The following is a 21369-nucleotide window of genomic DNA, read 5'->3' as shown; positions in this document are numbered from 1 at the left end:
CTCAGCGGGCTCCCTGCCCGCAGCGCCTATCGTGAGGCCGTCGGCCCCGCAGATGAGGAGATCCCATGAGCACCCCGGGCCTCGCTGGCACGTATCCCATCGGAGGGCGCGACGTGCCCCGCATCGGCTACGGCCTGGGCAGTCTGCACCGCTCGGCCGAGCAGCCCGGCGGGCACGATGCCGCCGTCTCCCTCTTGCGCGACGTCTATGACCTGGGTATCCGCATGCTCGACACCGCCCACTTCTACGGGGACGGGCTCGCGAACTCGCTGATCCGCGAGGCGCTGGGCACGCACCGCGACGACCTCTTCCTCGCCACTAAGGCCGGGGCGCGCTCGACCCCCGAGGGACCGTTCCCGATGACTGCGGCACAGAAGCCCTCCGAGCTGCGCGACAGCGTGGAGATCAACCTGCAGACCCTCGGCACCGACCGGTTGGACCTCCTGTATCTGCGCCGCATGGACTTCCTCCCCGGACTCGTCGTCGAGGGGGATCAGCAGGTGCCGCTCGAAGATCAGCTCGGCGAGCTGCGCGCGCTGCAGGACGAGGGCAAGATCCTGGGGATCGGCCTCAGCCATGTGCGCCTCGAGCAGGTGCGGCAGGCGTTTGACCTGGGTGTTGAGGTGCAGGCCGTCCAGAACATCTTCAACGCCGTCGACCGCCATGACCAGGCGCTCGCCGACCTCGCCGAGAAGAAGGCCGCCGCGTGGATCCCGTACTTCCCGCTCGGCGGCGGCTTCCACCAGGGCCCGAAGGTCACCGATGAGGAGATCGTGCAGCGCATCGCCGCCGCGCACGGGGCCACGCCCTCGCAGGTGGGCCAGGCATGGCTTCTGCACAGCGCCCCGAACACCGTGCTGATCTCCGGCACCTCCCAGCGAGCGCACCTCGAGGAGAACGTCGCCGCCGGCGATGTGCAGCTGAGCGACGAGGAGTGGGCGCAGCTCGACGCGCTGGGATGATGCATCTCTGACGGTGTGACACGGGGGCTATGCGGGCCCTGGTGAAGCGGGGATGTTGCCCGCGAGGCGACCGTCCGATGGGGTCCGATCGGGTGGCTCCCGTTATCCACAACGGGGTGGGAGCAGTGGCGGGCTGGGCGTCGCCTGGATACTGTGCAGGCATCCCGCCCCCACCCGGAAGCCGCCATGACGACGACTCGACGCGCCCTCTCCTCCCTCGCCGTCCTCGCTCTCGCCGCCGGTCTGATGACCGGCTGCGGTGACAAGGACGACCCCTCTCCCAGCGCTGGCAGCGAAGCCACCGCGTCTGCCCCCGTGGAGCAGTCCGATGGGGGAGGCGAGAGCGCGAAGCCGGACGTGCCGAAGCCCGACCCGAAGGATTACGCGGGGATGGATGAGCACACGAATGAGGGGGCGGAGCAGGCGTACAAATACTTTTGGGCTGTGATGCTTTGGTCCTATCAGACGGGGGACACGGAAGTGCTTAAAAGTCTCTTTGGCGAAAGTTGCGCCAGTTGTGATCAAAACTTGCACGAAATCGAGAAACTTAACAAGACGGGAAAATGGTGGTCTCGGGCTACGATCGATGACCGCGATCTCCGCACATATGAATCCGAGAAGCATGAGCTTGAAGTCGGCTACACCTTCATTCTCTCTGAACACTCGGAACCTGTTTACGGCAACTCGCGACTCAAGCAGGAGCCTGATACAAGGTACGGGACGGTGGGCGGCATGTCGTGGAGCGAAGGTTCGTGGGTGGTGAATGCCTTCAACTTGAAGACTGAGAAGGTCGTCGATGGGTGAGGGGGTGCGCCGCCGCTCTTGCTCGAGGGCAAAGTTGGCGATCGCGTTCCTTTTCGTGATTGCAGGCGTTCTGGCCGGGCATTCCTCGGCGTACGGAGATTTCCAGGGCTTCCTCGACGATGATTCGGTTGGGGCTGGCGCCGAAGAGCAAATCAATAAAGGGGAAGGCGGAGATGGGCCGGTTGACACGGGGCCGGGTCATTCTAAGGCTGATCGAGATCGACGCGATAGGCCGACTGGGCGCACGAAGGCGGTCGCGCCGCCTTCTAATCCGTTCTCGAGCTTGGTGGCGTCCATTTCTGCAATATTTGAAACTGAATGGAAGGATGTGGATCGCACTCCCTACAAATGCACGCAAAACGGCAACGTTGGAAAGTGTGTGGCCGATCCTGATGCGTGTACGGCGGAAGAATTGCCGACGATTCGGACCGCAGGTGTCGATGTCATGATCCCGAACACCTCCGGAGTTTCCACAACTCGAGGCGGGGGTGGGGACGGGCAGAGTCAGGTTGGTACTACTTCACTGCGTGGTGCAGGTAGTTCTGCAGGTACCTCTACTTCTACTCGCTGCATTGGTTCGAAGACTCCTGAAGCGCCTCAAGGCGCTCAGTCTCAGAGTGCCGAGGACGAGAAGCCGGTCGTCATCACCGTCACGCAGAAGGACTTCGCGAAGCTGCCGGTGAAGGCAGCGTCGGCGCATGCAGGTCCGGAGCAGGGGTGGTTGCCGGCGAACATGGACCTGGTGCTCTATGCGGATTCGGAGCCGCAGGTGCTGGAGACGGAGCTGCTGGATACTCCGGTCAGGATCCGGGCCACGCCGGTGGAGTACCGGTGGGATCTGGGTGATGGGAACGTGCTCGTCACGGATGACCCTGGGGAGCCGTGGCCGTCGAAGGATGTGAGCGCGACCTTCGCCTATGAGGGCTGGTACGACGTCACGCTGACGACCACCTATGAGGGGCAGTTCTCCGTGGATGGCGGGGAGTGGCAGGACATCGACGGCACGGTGGAGGTCGCTTCGAATCCCCAGGAGGTCTACTCCAAGTCGCTGGAGTCCCGTCTGGTCAATCCCGACCGTCCGCATGACGAGGAGAAGGATCCCTTTGTGCCGAAGCGCTCGAAGGACACCGAAGGTCCACGCGACCCGAACGCCACCACCAAGGAGATCTGAGCGGAGGAAGACTGCTGATCGTCGGCCGTCCGTCGGCCCCGATCACCTCTCCTGGCCGGACACCTCCGCCCGCTCCGCGAACGACCTCGCGGGCGCGGGACCATCGGTCAGGTGCAGCGCGAGCTCGCAGAACATGGCGTCGGCCCAGGAGAACCAGGGGCGGGTGAAGCGCTCGGGGTCATCCACGTGGAAGGACTCGTGCATGCGGTCCGTTCCGCCGTCCGTCGCGAGCAGCAGTCGGATGATCTCGCGACCCCGCTCCGGCGTGCCGGTCAGGCCCTCGACGGCGAAGGCGATGGGCCACACATACTGCTCGGGCGTGTGCGGGCTGCCGATGCCCGTCGCCACCGTCCCCGAGTAGCGGTACGGGTTCGCCATCCCCAGGCAGAACGCCCGTGTCGCGTCCGCGAGCTCGGGATCCAGCACGTCGGGCGCATCCAGCGGCAGGGACAGCAGCGAGGGCATGTTCGCGTCGTCCATCAGCAGCTGCCCGCCCAGGCCGTCGACCTCGTAGGCGTAGATCCGGGAGCCCTCGTGCTCGACCACGCCGTGCGCCGCGACGCCCTCGAGGATCGAAGTGCGCAGAGCATCGGCATCCGCCGCGAGCGCCTCGTCGCCGTACACCGACAGCGCCACGTCCGCGATCGCCATCAGGGCCTGCGCCGCCTGCAGGTTCGCCGGCACATTGTAGCCGAAGGTGCAGGCGTCGTCGGAGGGTCGGAAACCGCTCCAGGTCATGCCGGTGACGCCGAGGGGCGATCCCAGTCCGTCGCGGTCCAGGGTCTCCGTGGGGATGCCGATGTCGCGCACGAACCTGTACTGCGAGCGCTCCTCGTGCTCGGTCTCGAGCCGCCACTGGTCCACGATCGTGCGCAGCACACCGTGGGCCAGACCGTCGAACAGGTCCTCGCGACCGGTGATCCGCAGCAGACGGTGACCGAAGATGATCGGGAACGCGAGCGAGTCGACCTCGTACTTCTGCTCCCAGATCATCGGGTCCTGGCACAGGTCGTTCGCATCGTGGTGCGCGCCCGTGGGGCCCAGGTTCGCGGAATTCGCGTACGGATCGTGCGCGATCATCCGCAGCTGGCGCCGCACCACCGCGGCGAGCACGTCCGCGAGCGGTGCGCAGTCGCCGGCGAGGCGCAGGTACGGGAACATCTGCGTGGTCGAGTCGCGCAGCCACATCGCGGGGATGTCGCCCGTGATGACGAAGGCGGTGCCGTCCTCCGCGAGGGTGATCGTGTCGGTGAGAGTGCGCAGCATTGCCGCCCCGACGAACGATCCGGCCTCCTCGCCGAGCTCGCTGCGGACACGGTCGGCGGCCGAGCGCACGGCATCGGCGATCTGGGGTTCCACGGTGAAGCTCACCCGCGCAAGAGTATGCGGAAAGCGCTCTGCGGGGCGATCGGTTTCAGCGCTCCGCATCGTCTGCGGAGTCCATCGGACAGGCCCAGCGGGCGTCGACCGGTCACCGCTGCCCCTGCCCCGTCGTCCGCCCATCGTTTGCCCGTCGGCCTGCCCCATCGTCTGCCGGTCGGCCTGCCCCGTCGGGGTGCGCCTTCGGTCTGCCCCTGGTCCTCGACCCTCGCGTGGGGCACCCTGGTGGCATGCCCAGGAACAAGCGGCAGGCCCCGGACACGGGCGACCGCGAGCGTGCGCAGGCGCTCGCCGAGTACTCCGTCTGGCTGGAGGCACCGGGAGCGGGCGCGGATCCGGTCACGGCGCGGGGCGTCGACGTCACCTCGGAGACCCAGCTCGTGGACGCGCTGCTGCGTCTGAAATCCTCACGGCTCGCGAGCGACGACGTCGGCGAATGGACGGGCCCGGTGATCGAGCAGCTGCTCACGCAGTTGGTCCCGCGCACCGTCATCCAGGTCCGCGAGGCCTCGATGGACCTGGTCCCGGCCCTCACCCGCTTCTTCGTGTTCCTCCAGGAGACCGGGCGCTGGTCGCGCCGCTCGATGCGTCCCGAGGCCGCCGCGCGCACGCTCGCCGACCTCGAGTTCGCGGTGCTCGAGGCGGCCGACGACCCCTCTCGCCGCTCCTTCTCCACGAACCTCATCGGCTACGGCCTCGAGCACGGCCTGGACCCGCGCGACGAGGCCGCGCTCATGGGGTACATCGACTGGTACGACTCGCTGCCCGATGACGAGCGCACCCAGCTCAGCCGGACGGGCCGCCTCACCGACCCTTCCGTGCCGTACGACCCCGCGACGATGCGCGCCCAGCCGGGGGATCACGACGGGATCGCGGAGGTCGACCGCCTCCAGCGAGGGCCTTCATCCGACGCCCATCGAGGACCGCACGCCGCCGGCCGACGACAGCCACGCGACAGCCGCACGCGAGGCCACCACGGCGAGGATCCGGAGGAGCCGTGGCCGGTGTGGCCGCCCTCCCCTCACCGCGTGAGCGAGCCGACGCCCGAGACCCCACCGGGCCCGGGCCAGTCGGACGCTGAGGACATGGTGCTGCGCGCGGAGATGGCCGCGAGGGTGCCGTTCGTGCGCGCGGCCGTCGTGCTGCTCGAGACGGTCGGCAGCGGCATCACCGTGACCTCCACGGCGGGGCTCGATCGCGCCGCGACGAGCAGGGTCCTCGCCCATCTGGGCAGCGGGTCCGAAGCGCGGCCGAGGGACGTGCGGTCGATGTGGGAGGCGCCCGGGATCGTGGGCCCCTGGATCGCGCTGCTCGACGGAGGGTGGCTGGTCCGCGAGGGCCGACGGGTCGTCCCCGATGCTCCGGCCGACGGCGGCGTCGGCGCGGCGGGCGACGCGGACTCACCGCAGCTGCGCCCCACGACCGCGGAGCCCGAGGAGTTCCTCCGCTTCGCGCGCGCCGTGATCGTCAGCCTCCTCGCCGGCCTCGGCATGCGCGGCCCCGAGGAGGGCGGTCTGCGCGGACTGCCCGAGACGCTCTCCGCGCTGCGTGCGGCGTGCGGACCCGACGGCGCAGAGGTGACCACGGGGCCCGACGGGGACGACGTCCGCGCCGACCTCGAGGAGCTCGCCGCGGTCGGCCTGCTCCGCCGCGAGGGGGAGCGCTTCGTCGGCGCCCCGATCCTCCATGTCGCGCTCGACGAGGCCGAACGGATCCTGGAGGAGGCGGGCCGCCGACGCGGGACCCCGTGAGGTCCCGCGCCGCGCTCAGCTCACCGTCGCAGCCACACCGTGGTCGCGCCCGGCAGCGTGCGCGCCGCGTCGGCCGCATCATCGGCGCCCCCGAGCTCCCCGCTCGCCACGAGCACCTCGCCCGAGGGCAGCGGGACCTCGGCGTCGCCGAAGTTCGTCGCGCAGACCCAGCCGCCCTCGCGCTCGAACACGAGCACGTCGCCACCTGAGAGCGCATCGCCGCCTGAGAGCACGTCGCCGCCTGCGGGCACCTCGCCACCTGCGAGCACATCGTCCCAGGTGAGCGTCTCCGCGCCCTGCAGCTCGCGGCGCAGGTGCAGCGCCCGCCGGTACATCTCGAGGGTCGACGTCGGATCCTCGGACTCCGCCTCGACGGAGAAGTCCGCGAACCACGACGGCTGGGGGAGGTGCGCGCCGCCCTCGCCGAAGCCGAACGATGCACCGCCGCGGGTCCAGGGCAGGGGGACGCGGCAGCCGTCGCGGCCCAGGCCGTCGGCGCTGCGGGTCTCGGGAGTGGTGCGCAGGAACGCGGGGTCCTGTCGCTGCTCGTCGGGGATCTCGGCCACCTCGTGCAGCCCCAGTTCCTCGCCCTGGTACAGGTAGGCGCTGCCGGGCAGAGCCAGCTCGAACAGGGTCGCCGCGCGGGCGCGCCGCAGACCCAGCTCGCGGTCGATGCCGTCGTCGGGCCCGCCCGCGGCGACCCAGTCGGCGCCCTGCTTGCCGGGCCGGCCGGCGCGCGGCGGCAGGCCGTAGCGGGTCGCGTGGCGCACCACGTCATGGTTGGAGAACACCCAGGTGCTCGACGAGCCCGTGCGCGCGGACTGGGCGAGGTTCTCGGTGACGATGCGGCGGTAGTCCGCCGCGTCGAAATCGGCCTCGAGCAGGTCGAAGTTGAACGCCTGGCCCAGGCCCTGCGGGCTCGCGTAGCGGGCGCGGCGCTCGGCCGATCCCACCCAGGCCTCCGCGACCGCGGTGCGCGGCGGGGAGTACTCCTCGAACACGCGCCGCCACTCGGCGTAGATCTCGTGGACCTCGTCGCGGTCCCACAGCGGGTGGTCGCCGTCCTGGGGCATCGCCTCGAGCTCGGCGGCGCTCGGCAGGTCCTCGCCGAGGTCCTTGGCGAGCGCGTGGGCGACGTCGACCCGGAAGCCGTCGACCCCGCGGTCGGACCAGAACCGCAGCGTGGTCAGGAAGTCCTCGCGCACCTCGCGGTCCGCCCAGTTCAGGTCGGGCTGCTCGGTCGCGAACAGGTGCAGGTACCACTGGCCGTCCTCGACCCGGGTCCACGCGGGCCCGCCGAAGATCGACTCCCAGTCGGCCGGGGGCAGCTCGCCGTGCTCGCCCCGCCCCTCGCGGAAGATGTAGCGCTCGCGCGCACGGGAGCCGCGGCCCGCGGCGAGGGCCTCCTGGAACCAGGCGTGGCCGCTGCCGGTGTGGTTGGGGACGAGGTCCACGATCAGCCGCAGGCCGGCCGCGTGCAGGGCCGCCGAGAGCTCGTCGAAGTCCTCGAGCGTGCCGATCCTCGGGTCGACGTCGCGGTAGTCGTCCACGTCGTAGCCGCCGTCGGCCAGGGCCGAGGGGTAGAAGGGGCTGAGCCACACGGCGTCCACCCCGAGGTCCCGCAGGTAGGGGACGCGAGAGGTGATGCCCCGCAGGTCGCCGATGCCGTCGCCGCTGGCGTCCGCGAAGGAGCGCGGGTAGATCTGGTAGACGGCCGCCTGCCGCCACCAGGTCGGGTCGTCGACGAGCAGCTCGGCGGACTCGTCGAGGGGTCGGATGTCGGTTGCGGACTGGGAGGTCATGGGGTCCTTCGGGTCGGGGGAGCGGTCACTTCACGGCGCCCTGGGTGAGTCCGGAGATCACCCAGCGCTGCGCGAGCAGGTAGACGATGATCGCCGGGGCCATGGCCATGAGGTAGCTGGCGAAGGCGATGTTGTAGCTGTTGTTGAACTGGGTCTGGAACATGTTCTGCAGCACCGGCAGCGTCTGCAGGGTCGGGTCCGAGATGATCAGGCTCGGCATCATGAAGTCGTTCCACGAGCCCAGGAAGGCGAAGATGCCCACGGTCGCGGCCATCGGACCCAGCAGCGGGAAGATCAGACGCCAGTAGACCTGCCAGGTCGTCGCCCCGTCCACGCGCATCGACTCCTCGAGCGAGATCGGGATCGCCCGCAGGAACGCCGTGAACAGCATGGTGTTGAAGGCGAGGGCGAACACGATGTGCAGGATCGCCACGCCCAGCGGCGTGTCCAGGTGGATGATGCCGGTGAGCTGCACCTGCGGCAGGGCGACCACGGGGAACGGGATGAACATCGCCGCGAGCAGGTAGAAGAAGGACCAGCGGAAGAGCCGGCGATCCCAGTTGCGCACGATCGCGTAGGCGGCGAGGGAGGAGATCACGATCTCCCCGGCCACCGCGAGCAGGGTGACGAAGCCGGAGACCGCGAGGGCGCGCGGGAAGTTCGTGAGCTGCCAGGCGTCCACGAACGCCTGGAAGGTCAGCGGCGCGGGGAGGGCGAAGGCCTCGCCCTCCACCGCCTGCGCGTCGGACTTCAGGGACATGTTGATCGTGACCAGCAGCGGCACCAGCACCGCGAGCGAGCACACGAGGAGGACGAGGGTCGCGGGCCAGTTGAAGCGCTCGCGCGAGCGGGCCGTCGGGCGCCTCCCGTCGGACGAACCGGACGCGGCGCCCGGGGTCGCGGAGGCAGGGGTGGTGGCGATGGTGCTCATGCTCCGAAGCTCGCTTTCCCGCGGGTGATGCTCAGCTGGATGACCGCGATGACGATGCTGATGAGGAAGAAGACGAAGGCGTTGGCCATCTGGTAGCCGTAGTCGCCGCCGGTGAAGCCCTTGAAGATCGACATGGCGACCGTGCGGGTCGCGGTGCCGGGGCCTCCGTCGGTGAGGCCCACGACGATGTCGTAGGCGTTGAGGTAGTTCTTGAAGCCCAGGATCGTGTTGATGACGATGAACCCGGAGACCAGCGGCAGGGTGATGTTCCACAGCCGCTTCGCGGGCCCGGCGCCGTCGATCGACGCGGCCTCGTAGACCTCGTCGGGGATCGTCACCAGGCCCGCGATGTAGATGAGCATCGTCGAGGGGATCGTCGACCAGGCGGTGACGACGACGATCGCGATCCAGGCCAGCGACTCGTCCGCGAGGATCGAGCTGGACAGCGACTCGATGCCCAACGCCGAGCCGATGCTGGGCAGCGTCGTGGAGAACAGGAACTTGAAGACGAAGGCGATGATGATCCCGGAGATCACCATCGGCAGCACGAACACCGTGCGCAACGCCGCCTGCAGGCGGATCCGCGAGGTCAGGCCCAGGGCGAGGATGAACGCGAGCACGTTCACGACGACCACGGTGACCAGCGCGAATCCGAGCGTGAACAGGTAGGCCGAGACGATGCCCTGGTCGCGGAACATCGCCACGTAGTTGCGCAGGCCGATGAACTCCCAGTCGCCGAACCCGATCGAGTTCGTGAAGGAGTAGGCGAAGCCGAGCACGGCCGGCAGGGTGATCGCGAGGGTGAAGATCGCGAGCGCCGGGAAGAGGAACAGGTAGTAGACGGGATCGACGCGGCGGGTGCTTCGGCTGCGGCTGTCCCTGCGGGCCCCGCGCTTCCGCGTGGTGTCGGCGGACCCCGTGGAGGGGTCGGCGACGGTGGATGTCGTCGTTGACATGGTGCGGTGTCCTTGCGTGTCGAGGGGAGGGGTCAGGAGCGGTAGGCGAGGCTCGCGAAGTCGTTGTCGACCTTCGCGAGGATCGTCTTCGGGTCCGCGCCGAACAGGATCGACTGCAGATAGTTCGTGAAGGGGATCGTGGTGGGGATGAACTGCGAGGCGCCCTGGTAGAAGGCGGCGTCGTCGTAGTACTTCTGCATCGGCGCGATCCGGGGGTCCTTCGCGGGCGGGGCGTCCTTGGTGGTGCCCATCGCCAGCAGCGCCTTGTTGTAGGGGTCCATGACCTCGGGCGTCATCAGGAACGAGAGGAGCTCGCGCGCTTCGTCCTTGCGGTCCGCACCCTCGGGGATCCACAGCGAGAGGTCGATGTTCACGCGGATCTTGAGGTCGGCGGGATCGTCGGTCACGGGCAGCGGGAAGCAGGAGAGATCCTCCGTGCTGCCTGCCTTCTCGATCTCGGCGAGCGCCCACGGCCCCTGCAGGAGCATCGCGGCCTCGCCGTTGCCCATGGCCGTGTTGCCGTCGCCGTAGAAGCGGGAGGCCGCATCGTCCTGGTGGTACTTCTTGAGGACGAGCATCCGCTCGATGGGCTTCAGCATGTCCTTCTGGAAGGAGGTGTCGGAGTCGGGGCCGACGTCCTCGCCCAGCTCGTTCACGCGCTGGAAGAAGCCGCGCACGTCCATCATCCCGCCGATGGTGTAGTCGAACAGGCCCTGGCTGACGGTCCACGGGTCCCCGAAGGTGCCGTAGATCGGGGTGATGTCGGCCTTCTGGAGCTTCTCGCAGACCTCGGTGAACTCGTCCCAGGTGGTGGGGATCTCGAGGTGCTGCTCCTCGAAGATGCGGCGGTTGTAGATCACCGCGGCGCCCGCGACGGAGAACGGGATCACCGAGGTGCGGCCCTCGTAGCCGGGGTACCAGTTCACGAGCTCCTGGACGTCGTCCCTGATCAGCACGGCCTCCGGCATGTCCGCGAGGTCGGAGAGGGCGCCGCGCTCCATGAACCGCGCCATCTCGAGGTTGTAGTTCTGGCAGGCGATGTCCGGCGGGTTCTTGCGCACGAAGCTCGCCGAGAGGTTCGTGGCGATGTCATGGACCACGCTGATGTCCTGGTGCTCCTTGCGGAACGTCCCCAGGAGGTCGTCGAAGTACTGGATGGCCTCGCGCTTGGACTGGTAGAAGATCACGGATCCGCTGGACCCGCCTGATCCGCCGTTCCCGCCGCATCCGGCGAGGCCCGCGGCGGCGAGCAGGCCGCCGGCGGCCAGCAGTCCGCGACGGCTCAGCGGCGAGCGGGGTGGGGAGGAGGGGGACATCTGCGTCTCCTTCGAGGGATGGTGTGAGCGAGCCGCTCTCTGCAGGCTCGCCACTCGTCGACCCAGTAAATATAGAACATAGATTTACGGCCTGCATGAATTATGTGGAGGTGCTCCGGTACTGTCAAGGCATGTCCGCAGGCTCCGCTCGATCACCGCGTCTCCTGCGGCACATCAACAGTGGCGAGCTGCTGCGGTTCGCCCTGGCCAGCGGCGAGTTCACCGCGGCGGAGGCGATGTCCGCGAGCGGCCTGACGCGGGCCACGGTGCTCGGCGTGTGCGGGGACCTCGTGGCTGCGGGTTGGCTCGAGGAGGTCGCCGATTCGCGCGCCGCGGGACTGTCCACCCGGGGCCGGCCCGCTCGCCGCTACCGACTGCGTGAGGACGCCGGCGTGGTGGTCGGCGTGGATGCGGGGGAGCAGGGCTTCGCGGCCATCGCGGCGGACCTGCGCGGTGCGGTCCTGGGCCGCGGCCGCCGACACGTGGACCCCTCCGAGGTCGATCGCGACGGGCGAGTCGCTCTCGTGCGCGAGCTCGTGGACGAGGTCCTCGAGCAGGCGGGCCGCAGCGAGGACGCACTGCTGCTCACCGTCGTCGGCATTCCGGCCCCTGTCGATGCCGAGGGGCGCTCGCCGGACGACGACGGCGCCTTCTGGGGCATCATGAACGCCGGCTTCCAGGATCACCTCGCAGGCAGCGTCGTCATCGAGAACGATGCGAACCTCGCCGCGATCGCCGAGCATGCCCACGGCCCTCGGGCGCACATGGCCGCTCTGCTCACGGGAGAGCGCTTCGGTGCGGGCCTCATCGTCGACGGCCGCCTGCTGCGGGGCAGTCGCGGCGGCGCCGGCGAGATGCGCTTCCTGACCCTCATCGCGGGGGACGACCCCGATGCCGGAGCGGTCGATGGGCTCGGCGCCCTCGCCCGCCGCTGGGCGGTCGGAGAGCTCGCGCGCAGCGATGCCCCGTCGACGCTGCGCGCGCACGACCCTGCGGATCTCGATGCCGAGCAGGTGATGGCCGCGGCGGCCGACGGCGATGTCCTGGCCTCGGGCATCGTGCGGCGACTCGGTGATCGCCTCGCACATGTGGCCGTGGCGCTGGAGAGCCTGCTGGACGTCGAGAGGATCGTGATCGCCGGAGGCTTCGCCCCCTCGGTCGGCCCGGTGCTCGGGCATGCGCGCTCCGTGCTCGAGGCCGACTTCTTCCCGCCGTTCCCGGAGCTGGTCGCGAGCACGCTCGGCCGGGACGTCATCGTGTGCGGCGCGATCGAGTTCGCCCTCTCCCGCATCCGCGAGGAGCCGCTGGACTTCCTGCCGGCGGGGGCGGACCGCGAGGCGCGAGGACTCGCGCCGGGTGCGCCGGTCTGAGACAGGCTTCTGTCGATCGCGCCCTTCCTACTATGTTCGGACAAACTTGTTCGGACAGAGGAGGGCATATGCGATGGGGACTGGTGGGCTACGGAGTCGGCGGCAGGTACTTCCACGCCCCGTTCATCCGGGCGGCAGACGGAGTCGAGCTCGCAGGTGTGGTCGCCCGAGCGGAGACCACGCGTGCCCGGGTGCGAGAGGATCTGCCGGGCACTCCGATCTACGGGAGCCTGGCGGAGATGCTCGGCTCCGGTGCGCTCACGCCCGGTGTCGACGCCGTCACCATCACCACGCCGCCGGCGACCCGTCGCGACCTGGTCCTGGAGGCGATCGCGGCGGGCGTCCACGTGGTCGCGGACAAGCCGTTCACCCCCGCGGCTCCCGCCGCGAGAGAGCTCGCCCGCGCGGCCGACGACGCCGGGGTGATGCTCTCTGTCTTCCACAACCGGCGATTCGACGCCGACCTGCGCACCCTCCGCGGTGTCCTGGATAGCGGGCGGCTGGGTGAGCTGTGGCGCGTGCACTCCCGCTTCGACCTCGACGAGCCGCTCCTGCTCGAGGCCGGCCCGGACGGTGGTCTCCTGCGCGATCTCGGCACCCACCTCGTGGACCAGATGATGTGGCTGCTGGGGCCGGTGGCGGCGGTCCACGCGCACCTCGATCACGTCGACCTTCCCGAGGGTCGCACGGATGCCTCGTTCGTGCTCGATCTCCAGCACGCCTCGGGCGTGCGCTCGTACGTCTCCTCGAGCAAGCTGAACCATCTCGCGGAGCGGACCCTGCGGGCCTACGGTGCACGGGGCTCGTACGCGGTGACGAGCGCCGACGTCCAGGCGCAGGCGGTGTTCGCGGGTGAGGATCCCGCTGCGGACCGTGTGGGCTGGGGGTATGACATGCCCGAGAACGCGGGAGTGCTCCGCACCGCGGAGGGAGAGGAGCGGGTCGCTTCCGCCCAGGGCGCCTACTTCGCCTTCTACGAGCAGTTCGCGCGCGCCTGCGCGGGCGACGGACCCGCCCCCTCGCCGGCCGACGAGGGCGTGGCCGTGCTCGCCGTGCTCGATGCCGCCCGTCGCAGCGCGGGGACGGGGCGGGTGGAGCCGGTCGAGCGGGTGTAGCCGGCGCAGGCGTCCCTCAGGCCGCGAGCGCCTCGCGGATCCCGGGGATCACCTCGACGTGCCCGCCCACGCGGTAGGCGACGGCGGGATCGTAGGGTCCGAAGCGCAGGGGCATGCCTGCCTCCTCGGGCGTGCGGTCGGCCTTGCGCCCGTTGCACTCGCGGCAGGCGGAGACCAGGTTCGTCCAGCTCGAGGCGCCGCCGCGGGAGACCGGCATGATGTGGTCGACGGTGGCCAGCAGCGCGGAGCAGGGTGGCGTCTTGGAGACGCTGCGCCCGCAGTAGGCGCAGGTCCAGTGGTCGCGCTCGTGGACGGCACGGAAGGAGAAGCCGACGGAGCGGCGGCCCTCGCCCTCGACCCATGCGCCGCTCAGCTCGCGCGTCAGCTCCAGGGCCATGGGGACGATGTCATCGCCGGCCAGAGTCAGCTCGACGGGGTCCGCGACGCCGCGCCGGATCATCCCGAACGCGTGCCGGACCGAGGTCGTGTGCAGCAGCTCGCCGATCCCGGTCGCCGGGTCGTACCCCTTGTTGAAGACCTTCACCACGGACATCGCTGCCACCTCCTGCCGCCGTGCGGCGGTGCGCCCGCGCGAGTGGATTCCCGCGGGACACGCTTGCATCGTTGCGCGTCGGGGTGCCGGAATCAACCGATTTCGCGCACTCGTCCCCCGCGTGTCGTCTGGGTGTTCCCCGAGGAGATGGCGTTTCGTCGTGCCCTGTCGTGCTCTCTTCTGCAGGGCGGGGCAGCCGTTCCTCCCCAGCGCTCCGCTGTCCACATTCCTCGTCAGCCCCTCGCGGTCGCCGACGGAGGCGGGGAGTCTCGGGCCATGACGCACACGACGCACGCACCCATGGACCCCGCCGACTCCGAGGACGCCGACCGCATCTCCGGCGCCGAGGACGCCGACTTCTGGGAGGGCCATCCCTGCGGCCGCACCTGGTGGGAGGGTGGTGAGGCGCGTCCCTTCGAGGACGACGTCGCGACGCCGTGGTTCCTGCCTCCGACGTCCTCCCTTCTCGAGGAGGAGGAGATCGACGACCTCGAGTGGGTCCGGCAGGCGGCCGCGATCCCCTTCGTCCAGCGCTGCCGGCTGCTGCGCGACTACGTCGGCGACGGGCGGCCCCTCACCGACAGCGGAGTGCTGCCCAATGCCGCGGTCCGCGAGCTCAAGCAGCGGGCCGGGATCGTCCGCCCCGGCGGTCGGCTGCGGGAGATCCCCGAGCTGTTCGGGCCGTGGGTCGTGCTGCTGAACCTGGGCGTGCTCGTCGAGGACGACAGCCGCAGGGTGCGCCGCTGCAGTGCGGAGCGCCGCAGGGTCCGAGGGGCGCTCGACGAGGCCGACGAGCCGCTGGGGGAGCTGGACGGCGAGGTCGACGGCGTCCTGGCGATCGCCGAACTGCTGCATGTCCTCAGCCGCTGCTGCCCCGGGCACGGGGGATTCCGTGACACGGGCCTCCTGCTCGAGTCCCTGCTCGCCGCGACCTGCGAGGACGGCGTCACATTGCCGGAACTCCCTGCCGACGGGTGCCTCGACGAGGCCGCGATCGCGCGTCTCTTCCGGGGCATCGGCGCGAACTCCGCGATCACTCGGGTCCCGATCGACGAATGCCGAGGCGAGGTGGATCTGCAGGCGCTCGCCCATCTCGCCGACGCGCAGAGGGACCTCTTCCTGCTCCAGGCCTACGGGATCCTCGGTGTCTCCGAGCTCGGGCGGTCGGGCATCGTGTTCCGGGCGCCGCGACCCGTGCGCACAGCGGTCGCTCTCCTGGCACTGCGTCGTCAGCAGGAGGAGGACGACCGACGAGACGTGCGGGAGACATTCCCGCGGTAGGGGTCGCTGGAGAGGCCGCTGCGAGAGGTGCCGAAGCGAGAGGGGCTGTGGCACGGGCGCGGCGCGTGCCCCCGTCGGCCGATCGGGGGAGCAGGGGATCAGGCGATCAGGACGCCGCGTACCAGAAGCCCTCGAAGGTGTCCTTGTAGACCCGGTAGCCCAGGTTGGAGGTGTCGTAGCGGTAGGAGGCCAGGACCTCGCCGTCCGCGTCGCGCTCGGAGAACACGCCGGACTTCCCGGAGTTCACCACGGCGTTCTCGTGGATGCCCGCGCTGCCCAGGCGGAACACGTTGGAGACGACGGACGAGTAGGGCACCTCGACCGCGAGGTCCTCGGTATAGCTCCAGGTGTTCTCGTCCACGAGGTAGCGCAGCATGTGGCTCGTGCCCTCGAGCTCGTCCGTCGAGGCGTTGTCCGGGACCTCGTCCTTCCAGTCCACCTCGTTGCGGGTGCCCACGTACCAGTAGTTGTTGTTGAACATCTCCAGGTAGAACTGCCCGTCGGGCAGGGAATCGTCGTCGACGCGGTGCACCGAGTGCTGACCCGCATTGCCGATCATCGACCCGGAGGGCTCGAGGAACTTCCCCTCGTATCCGGTGCCCTCCCAGAGGCCCTCGGCCCCGAGCATCCAGCGCACCCTCGGCGTGGATCCGGCGTCCAGCGCGTTCTCGAGGGCGAAGGCCGTGGAGGTCTCGCGCGAGGACAGGTACATGACGTCGTCGATGATCTGGAGGGTGTTGATGTGGATCCAGTCCTCACCAGTCGCGACCGGGTCCCCGAGCTCGTCGCTGGTGCGGGTGTGCGCGAGCTTCTCGTACTCGGGGAACACCTTCTGGAGGTCGACCACCTGCTCGACCTCTCCCGTGCTCAGGTCCACACGGGTCACCCGGTCCTCGGAGCGTCCGCTGCTGGTGACAGAGGTCAGCACGAACGCGGCGTCGCCCACCACATCCAGGTCGTGGTGCACGGACTGCTTCCCGAGGTCGATGATCGTGCCGGCGTGGCCCAGGTGGTCCAGCACCGAGACCTGCGCGCTGCCCGTGGTGGTGACGATGCGGCCGTCCTCGACCACCAGATGGTGCTGGGCGGAGGTGGTGGAGGCGAGCTCGGCGCGCATGATGCCTGCGTTGTCCATGAGGAAGGAGTTGTTGCCTGGCCCGGAGATCCCGGACATGGCGAACAGGCCCTCGGTCAGCGCCTCCGCATCCTTCACGTCGGCCGAGATGGTCGAGGAGTAGCCCGACGCGGTGGTGGGCGTGCGGATGCTCAGCGACCCGCGCACGGCCTTCCCGCTCTTCGGGCGCCAGGTGAGGGCGAGGGTGTTGGTCGCTCCGGGGACCAGGCCGACGACCAGGCCTTCGAAACCCGACTCCGCATGGTTCGCGGCGGTCTTCGCGAAATCCTTCGCATCGGCGACGGCGTCGACGAAGGAGAGCTCGCCCGCCGAGTCGTCCGCGAAGTGCACGTAGAGCCCGGTGCGGGTGGTGCCGTAGGGGTCGAGCACCAGCAGTGGGTTCTGCGCGGTCCAGCCGCCCTCGGCCTTCTTCGCCTCGAGCGCCTCGTGCCGCGCCGTCTGCGTCGCCTCGGTGTACAGGTCGGGGTTCGACTCGCCGTCCTCGAGGTCGTAGGACACCTGCCAGATCGTCCAGTCCCCGCGCGCGTTCTCGAACTCGGAGATCGTCACCTGCGGCGTCTTCGCCGCAGCGTCCGAGGATCCGCCCGAGTCCTGGCAGCCGGCCAGCGCGAGCCCCGCGGCGCCCGCCCCCGCGCCGAGCAGGACGGAGCGCCGGGATGGCGTGCGGTGCGAGAGCGAGCGGTGCGAGAACGAGCCGTGGGAGAACGGTCGGTGGGAGAGGGGGCGGGCGTCGGCGCCGCGGGACGGGGTGTCCCGGGCAGGGGAGTGCGGTGCGGGTCGGTGCATCGGGCGAACGTAGCGAGCGTCCGTCGAGCCCCAGCTGTCGCCCGGCTGTGGATCGGCTGTGCGGACGACGCTCGACGATCATCGCGAACATTCCCACGTGGGGAGAACCTCTGGCCTCGGGCTTCGCGGACCGGTAGCGTCGGTCCCACGAACCCTCGAAAGGCAATCGACGATGACTGCTCGCGCGACCGCCGGCACGACCCTGCGCGCCACTGCCCAGGACGGCACCCACCCCCGCCCCACCCTGATCCGCGAGAGCTGGACCAGCCTCGACGGCACCTGGGCCTTCGCCCACGACGACGAGGACCGCGGCCTCGCCGAGCACTGGTTCACCGGCGGAACGGCGGGTGCGGGCGGATCGACGGACGCCGGCGGAGCAGCGGGAGCGGACGGATCGGCAGGCGCGTCCGCCGACCGCCCCGATCCGCTGGACCGGCAGATCCGGGTGCCCTTCGTCCCCGAGAGCGAGGCCTCCGGGATCGGCGACCGCGGCTTCCACCCCGTCGTCTGGTACCGGCGCACCGCCCGGGTCTCCCCGCCCGTGGGGCATCGCGCCCTGCTGCACCTCGGCGCGGTCGACCACGAGGCGATGGTGTGGGTCAACGGCCGCCTCGCCGGGCAGCACGCCGGGGGACAGACCGCCTTCACCGTCGACCTCACCGACCACCTCGCCGACGACGGCACCGCGGTGATCGTGGTCCGCGCCGCCGACGACCCCCACGACGTGGACCTGCCCCACGGCAAGCAGGACTGGGAGGAGAAGCCCCACGGCATCTGGTACGACCGCACCACCGGCATCTGGCGCAGCGTGTGGATCGAGATCGTGCCGGACCAGCACGTCACGGCCTTCACCGCCGAGACGGACCTCGCCCGCTGCCGCGTCGAGGTGGTCGTGGACCTGGCCCGTCGGCCCCGCCCCGGCACCCGGGTGCGCGTCGAGCTCAGCAGCACGACGGATCGCGGCACCGAGCAGCTCGGCGCGATCGAGCTCGACGCCGTGGAGCCCCGCGTCGCCGGCGCCGTGGAGATCTCCGCACTTCGCAACACCCAGGCCCGCGACCGCCTGCTGTGGCGACCCGGCCACCCGCACCTCGTGGACGCCCGCATCCTCGTGCTCGCGAGCGACGACGACGGCGCGGATGCGGGCGCGGGCGTCGTCCGAGACGAGGCCTTCGGCTACCTGGGTCTGCGCACCGTCGGGGTCGACCGGGGCTGGTTCCTGCTCAACGGCGAGCCCTGCTACATGCGATCCGTCCTGGAACAGGGTTTCTGGCCGGACACGCACCTCACCCCGCCGTCGGCCGATGCCTGCCGTGAGGAGGTCGGGCTGATCCTCGACCTCGGCTTCAACGCAGCCCGCATCCACCAGAAGACCGAGGACCCGCGCCTGCTGTTCCAGGCCGACCGCCAGGGTCTGATGATCTGGGGCGAGACCGCGAACGCCTATACGTACTCGCCGCGCGCCGTCGCCGCGCTCAGCTCCGAGTGGGCCGAGATCGTCGCCCAGTACCGCGCTCACCCGAGCATCGTCACCTGGGTGCCGATCAACGAGAGCTGGGGCGTGCGCGACCTCGCCGACCACCCCGGACAGCGCCAGCTCGCCCTCGCCATGACCGCCCTGACCCGGGCCCTCGACCCGAGCCGGCCCGTCGTCTCCAACGACGGCTACGAGCACACCGGCGGCGACCTGCTCACCGTCCACGACTACTGCACCGACCCGCCCCGGCTGCGCGCCCACTACGCCGACGCCGCCGCCCTCGAACGCACGATCACCGGCATGGGCCCGCAGGGGCGCAGGCCCGTCCTCGACGGCGCGAGCGAGCTCGGCCCCGACGCCCCCGTGATGCTCACCGAGTTCGGCGGCATCGCCTTCGCCGTGGCCGAGACCTGGGGATACGCGGTCGTCGGCAGCGAGGAGGAGTTCACCGAGCGCGTCGGCGGACTGTTCGAGGCCGTCACCGCGAGCCCCGTCCTCGCCGGCTTCTGCTATACCCAGCTCACCGACACGCAGCAGGAGGCCAACGGTCTCGCGACCGCCGACCGTCGGCCGAAGCTCGATGCCGCGGTGATCCGCGGCTTCGTCACCGGGGAGGCCGGCGCATGAGCGCCGCTCCCACATCGGGCTCCGCGTCCGACGGCACCTGGAACCCGCTACCCGACGTCGCGGCCACCCTCCCGCTCGGCGCGATCCGGCCGCGCGGCTGGCTCGAGCGGCAGCTGCGGCTGCAGGCCGACGGGATCACCGGACGTCTGCCCGAGGTCTGGCCGGACGTCGGCCCCGACAGCGGCTGGCTCGGCGGGGACGGCGAGAGCTGGGAGCGCGGCCCCTACTATCTCGACGGACTCGTCCCCCTCGCGCACGTGCTCGGCGACGAGCAGCTCATCGCCCAGGCCCGGCCCTGGATCGAATGGATGCTCGGCTCCCAGCGCGAGGACGGCTTCTTCGGGCCGACGGCCGACGAGGACTGGTGGCCGCGCATGGTCGCCGCGAAGGTGCTGATCCAGCACGCCGAGGCGACCGGCGATGCGCGCGTCGTCCCGTTCCTGCTGCGCTGGCACCGCTTCCAGCTCGCGCACCTGCCCGCGCGCCCGCTCGCGCAGTGGGCGAAGGCGCGCGGCGCCGAGGACGTGCTCACGATCGCCTGGACCCGCGCACACCTCCCGGCGGAGCAGGCGGAGGCGAGCGACCGGCTCGAGGACCTCGCCCGCCTCGTCCTCTCCCAGACCTTCGACTGGGACACCCACCTCATCGAGCGCGTCATCACCGGTCAGGCCCAGGTCTCCGCCCACTCGGCCCATGGCGTGAACGTCGCGATGGGGCTCAAGGCCGGCGCCGCCGCCCAGCTCGTCGACGGCGACCCCGGCCATCGTGCGCGCACCGAGGAGGCCCTCGCGCACCTCATGCGCTGGCACGGCCAGGCCCACGGCTGGTTCTCCGGCGACGAGTGGCTGGGCGGCCGCGAGGCGACCGCCGGCATCGAGACCTGCCTGGTCGTGGAGATGATGCACACCGTCGAGGTGCTCGCGACGGTGCACGGCGATGCCGTGCAGGGCGACCGGCTCGAATCCCTCGCCTTCAACCTGCTCGCGGCCTCGTGCGATCCACGGATGCGAGCCCACCAGTACCACCAGCAGGGCACCCAGATCGAGGTCTCCGTCGCCCACCGCGACTGGTCGTTCTCGAGCGACGACGCGAACATGTTCGGCCTCGAGCCGCACTTCGGATGCTGCACCGCGAACCTCCACCAGGGCTGGCCCAAGTTCGCCGCCAACCTCTGGGTGCGCGACCCCGACGGCGGCCTCCGCGCCGTCGCCTACGCTCCCTGCACGATCGACGTCGACGCGGACGGCACGCCCCTCCACCTCGACGTGATCACCGACTACCCGTTCCGCGACAGCGTGCGGATCCTGGTGCGCGGGGGAGACCGGTCGGGACCGGCCGCCGCGGAGGACGCCGAGATGCCGCTGCGCCTGCGCATCCCCACCTGGTGCGATGCGCCGCGACTCGTGGTGGACGGCGAGGAGATCCCGGTCGAACCGTCGGCCGACGGGCACGTGGAGCTGCGCCGCGCCTGGCACGGCGAGACCACCATCGAGCTCACGCTGCCGATGCGCGCCCGCGTCGAGCGGCGCGAGAGGCAGGCCGCCGCGGTGCACGTGGGCCCGCTGGTCATGGTCGCGACCCCGGGCGAGAACTGGGTGGAGGTTCCGGACGCCCCCGGCCTGGGGGAGTGGGAGATCCGCCCGCGGGGGAACTGGAGCTGGGCGCTCGCCGACGTGGAGCAGGCAGGTGCCTGGCAGATCGGCCACGGCGAGATCCCCGCCGCTCCTTTCGCCGCGGGAGAGGCCCTCACCCTCGAGGCCCGCGGCAGCCGCCTCTCCCAGTGGCAGGCGGACGGCGCCTCGGCGACCCCGCCACCGGCGAGCCCGGTGCTCGAGCACGGTCCCGTGCACGGGCTGCGCCTCGTCCCCTACGGCACGGCGCGCCTGCGCGTCATGGAGTTCCCGGTGATCGGGGCGTGGCTCAGCGACGGCAACGAGGACGAGTTCTGATAC

At 70.4% G+C, this 21369-nt stretch carries 16 protein-coding genes; 9 read left to right on the top strand and 7 right to left on the bottom strand.

The window, feature by feature from the left end; all coding sequences use genetic code 11:
- The first annotated feature begins 65 nt into the window (after positions 1-65).
- The 3 genes from I8D64_RS04065 to I8D64_RS17550 all read left to right on the top strand — a co-directional run bounded on the left by I8D64_RS04065 (position 66) and on the right by I8D64_RS17550 (position 2937).
- The gene (locus I8D64_RS04065; protein WP_200501172.1) at positions 66-962 is read left to right on the top strand and encodes an aldo/keto reductase; all 897 of its coding nucleotides are present in this window, start codon (positions 66-68) and stop codon (positions 960-962) included.
- A 186-nt stretch (positions 963-1148) separates the two neighbouring features.
- A complete protein-coding gene (locus I8D64_RS04060) occupies positions 1149-1766 on the top strand; it encodes a DUF6318 family protein (protein ID WP_200501171.1) in 618 nt (205 codons plus the stop codon).
- A 328-nt stretch (positions 1767-2094) separates the two neighbouring features.
- Positions 2095-2937: a PKD domain-containing protein gene (locus I8D64_RS17550; protein ID WP_343068419.1), complete on the top strand. Its 843-nt coding sequence runs from the start codon at positions 2095-2097 to the stop codon at positions 2935-2937.
- A gap of 42 nt (positions 2938-2979) precedes the next feature.
- Here I8D64_RS17550 and I8D64_RS04050 read toward each other — a convergent pair whose 3' ends face one another.
- Positions 2980-4308, bottom strand: coding sequence for a glycoside hydrolase family 125 protein (locus I8D64_RS04050; RefSeq protein WP_343068418.1), 1329 nt, complete (start codon positions 4306-4308; stop codon positions 2980-2982).
- 239 nt (positions 4309-4547) lie between these two features.
- Between I8D64_RS04050 and I8D64_RS04045 the strand changes: the two genes are divergently transcribed.
- On the top strand, positions 4548-6068 hold the full coding sequence (locus tag I8D64_RS04045; protein ID WP_200501169.1) for a hypothetical protein: 1521 nt from the start codon (positions 4548-4550) through the stop codon (positions 6066-6068).
- Between the two features lie 20 nt (positions 6069-6088).
- On the opposite strand, the gene I8D64_RS04040 is transcribed toward I8D64_RS04045, so the two are convergent.
- The 4 genes from I8D64_RS04040 to I8D64_RS04025 are packed head-to-tail and all read right to left on the bottom strand — an operon-like array spanning position 6089 to position 11073.
- A complete protein-coding gene (locus I8D64_RS04040) occupies positions 6089-7870 on the bottom strand; it encodes a glycoside hydrolase family 13 protein (RefSeq protein ID WP_200501168.1) in 1782 nt (593 codons plus the stop codon).
- Positions 7871-7895: 25 nt separating this feature from the next.
- A complete protein-coding gene (locus I8D64_RS04035; protein WP_200501167.1) occupies positions 7896-8801 on the bottom strand; it encodes a carbohydrate ABC transporter permease in 906 nt (301 codons plus the stop codon).
- On the bottom strand, positions 8798-9757 hold the full coding sequence (locus I8D64_RS04030; protein WP_200501166.1) for a carbohydrate ABC transporter permease: 960 nt from the start codon (positions 9755-9757) through the stop codon (positions 8798-8800). Before I8D64_RS04030 ends, I8D64_RS04035 begins: the two co-directional genes overlap by 4 nt.
- Positions 9758-9789: 32 nt before the next feature.
- On the bottom strand, positions 9790-11073 hold the full coding sequence (locus I8D64_RS04025) for an ABC transporter substrate-binding protein (protein ID WP_200501165.1): 1284 nt from the start codon (positions 11071-11073) through the stop codon (positions 9790-9792).
- Between the two features lie 131 nt (positions 11074-11204).
- On the opposite strand from I8D64_RS04025, the gene I8D64_RS04020 reads away from it, so the two are divergent.
- Together I8D64_RS04020 and I8D64_RS04015 are read left to right on the top strand one after the other, a co-directional pair.
- Entirely contained in the window at positions 11205-12443 is a 1239-nt protein-coding gene (locus I8D64_RS04020; protein ID WP_200501164.1) for an ROK family transcriptional regulator, read from the top strand.
- A 68-nt stretch (positions 12444-12511) separates the two neighbouring features.
- Positions 12512-13558, top strand: a complete 1047-nt coding sequence (locus I8D64_RS04015; protein ID WP_200501163.1) for a Gfo/Idh/MocA family protein — start codon at positions 12512-12514, stop codon at positions 13556-13558.
- Positions 13559-13574: 16 nt separating this feature from the next.
- Here I8D64_RS04015 and I8D64_RS04010 read toward each other — a convergent pair whose 3' ends face one another.
- Complete coding sequence (locus I8D64_RS04010) at positions 13575-14111, bottom strand: HNH endonuclease (protein WP_200501162.1); 537 nt, start codon at positions 14109-14111, stop codon at positions 13575-13577.
- 276 nt (positions 14112-14387) lie between these two features.
- Here I8D64_RS04010 and I8D64_RS04005 point away from each other — a divergent pair, with 276 nt between their 5' ends.
- On the top strand, positions 14388-15392 hold the full coding sequence (locus I8D64_RS04005; protein ID WP_200501161.1) for a hypothetical protein: 1005 nt from the start codon (positions 14388-14390) through the stop codon (positions 15390-15392).
- A 106-nt stretch (positions 15393-15498) separates the two neighbouring features.
- Here I8D64_RS04005 and I8D64_RS04000 read toward each other — a convergent pair whose 3' ends face one another.
- Positions 15499-17313, bottom strand: coding sequence for an aryl-sulfate sulfotransferase (locus I8D64_RS04000; RefSeq protein WP_200501160.1), 1815 nt, complete (start codon positions 17311-17313; stop codon positions 15499-15501).
- A 172-nt stretch (positions 17314-17485) separates the two neighbouring features.
- Here I8D64_RS04000 and I8D64_RS03995 point away from each other — a divergent pair, with 172 nt between their 5' ends.
- Together I8D64_RS03995 and I8D64_RS03990 are read left to right on the top strand one after the other, a co-directional pair.
- The gene (locus tag I8D64_RS03995; RefSeq protein ID WP_200501159.1) at positions 17486-19417 is read left to right on the top strand and encodes a glycoside hydrolase family 2 protein; all 1932 of its coding nucleotides are present in this window, start codon (positions 17486-17488) and stop codon (positions 19415-19417) included.
- Entirely contained in the window at positions 19414-21366 is a 1953-nt protein-coding gene (locus I8D64_RS03990) for a glycoside hydrolase family protein (protein WP_200501158.1), read from the top strand. Before I8D64_RS03995 ends, I8D64_RS03990 begins: the two co-directional genes overlap by 4 nt.
- Positions 21367-21369 lie beyond the last annotated feature (3 nt).

It is taken from the genome of Brachybacterium halotolerans, assembly GCF_016623465.1.
Lineage (GTDB): Bacteria > Actinomycetota > Actinomycetes > Actinomycetales > Dermabacteraceae > Brachybacterium > Brachybacterium halotolerans.
The sequence above is the reverse complement of the archived record's forward strand: the minus strand, read 5'-3'. Positions and strand labels throughout refer to the sequence as shown.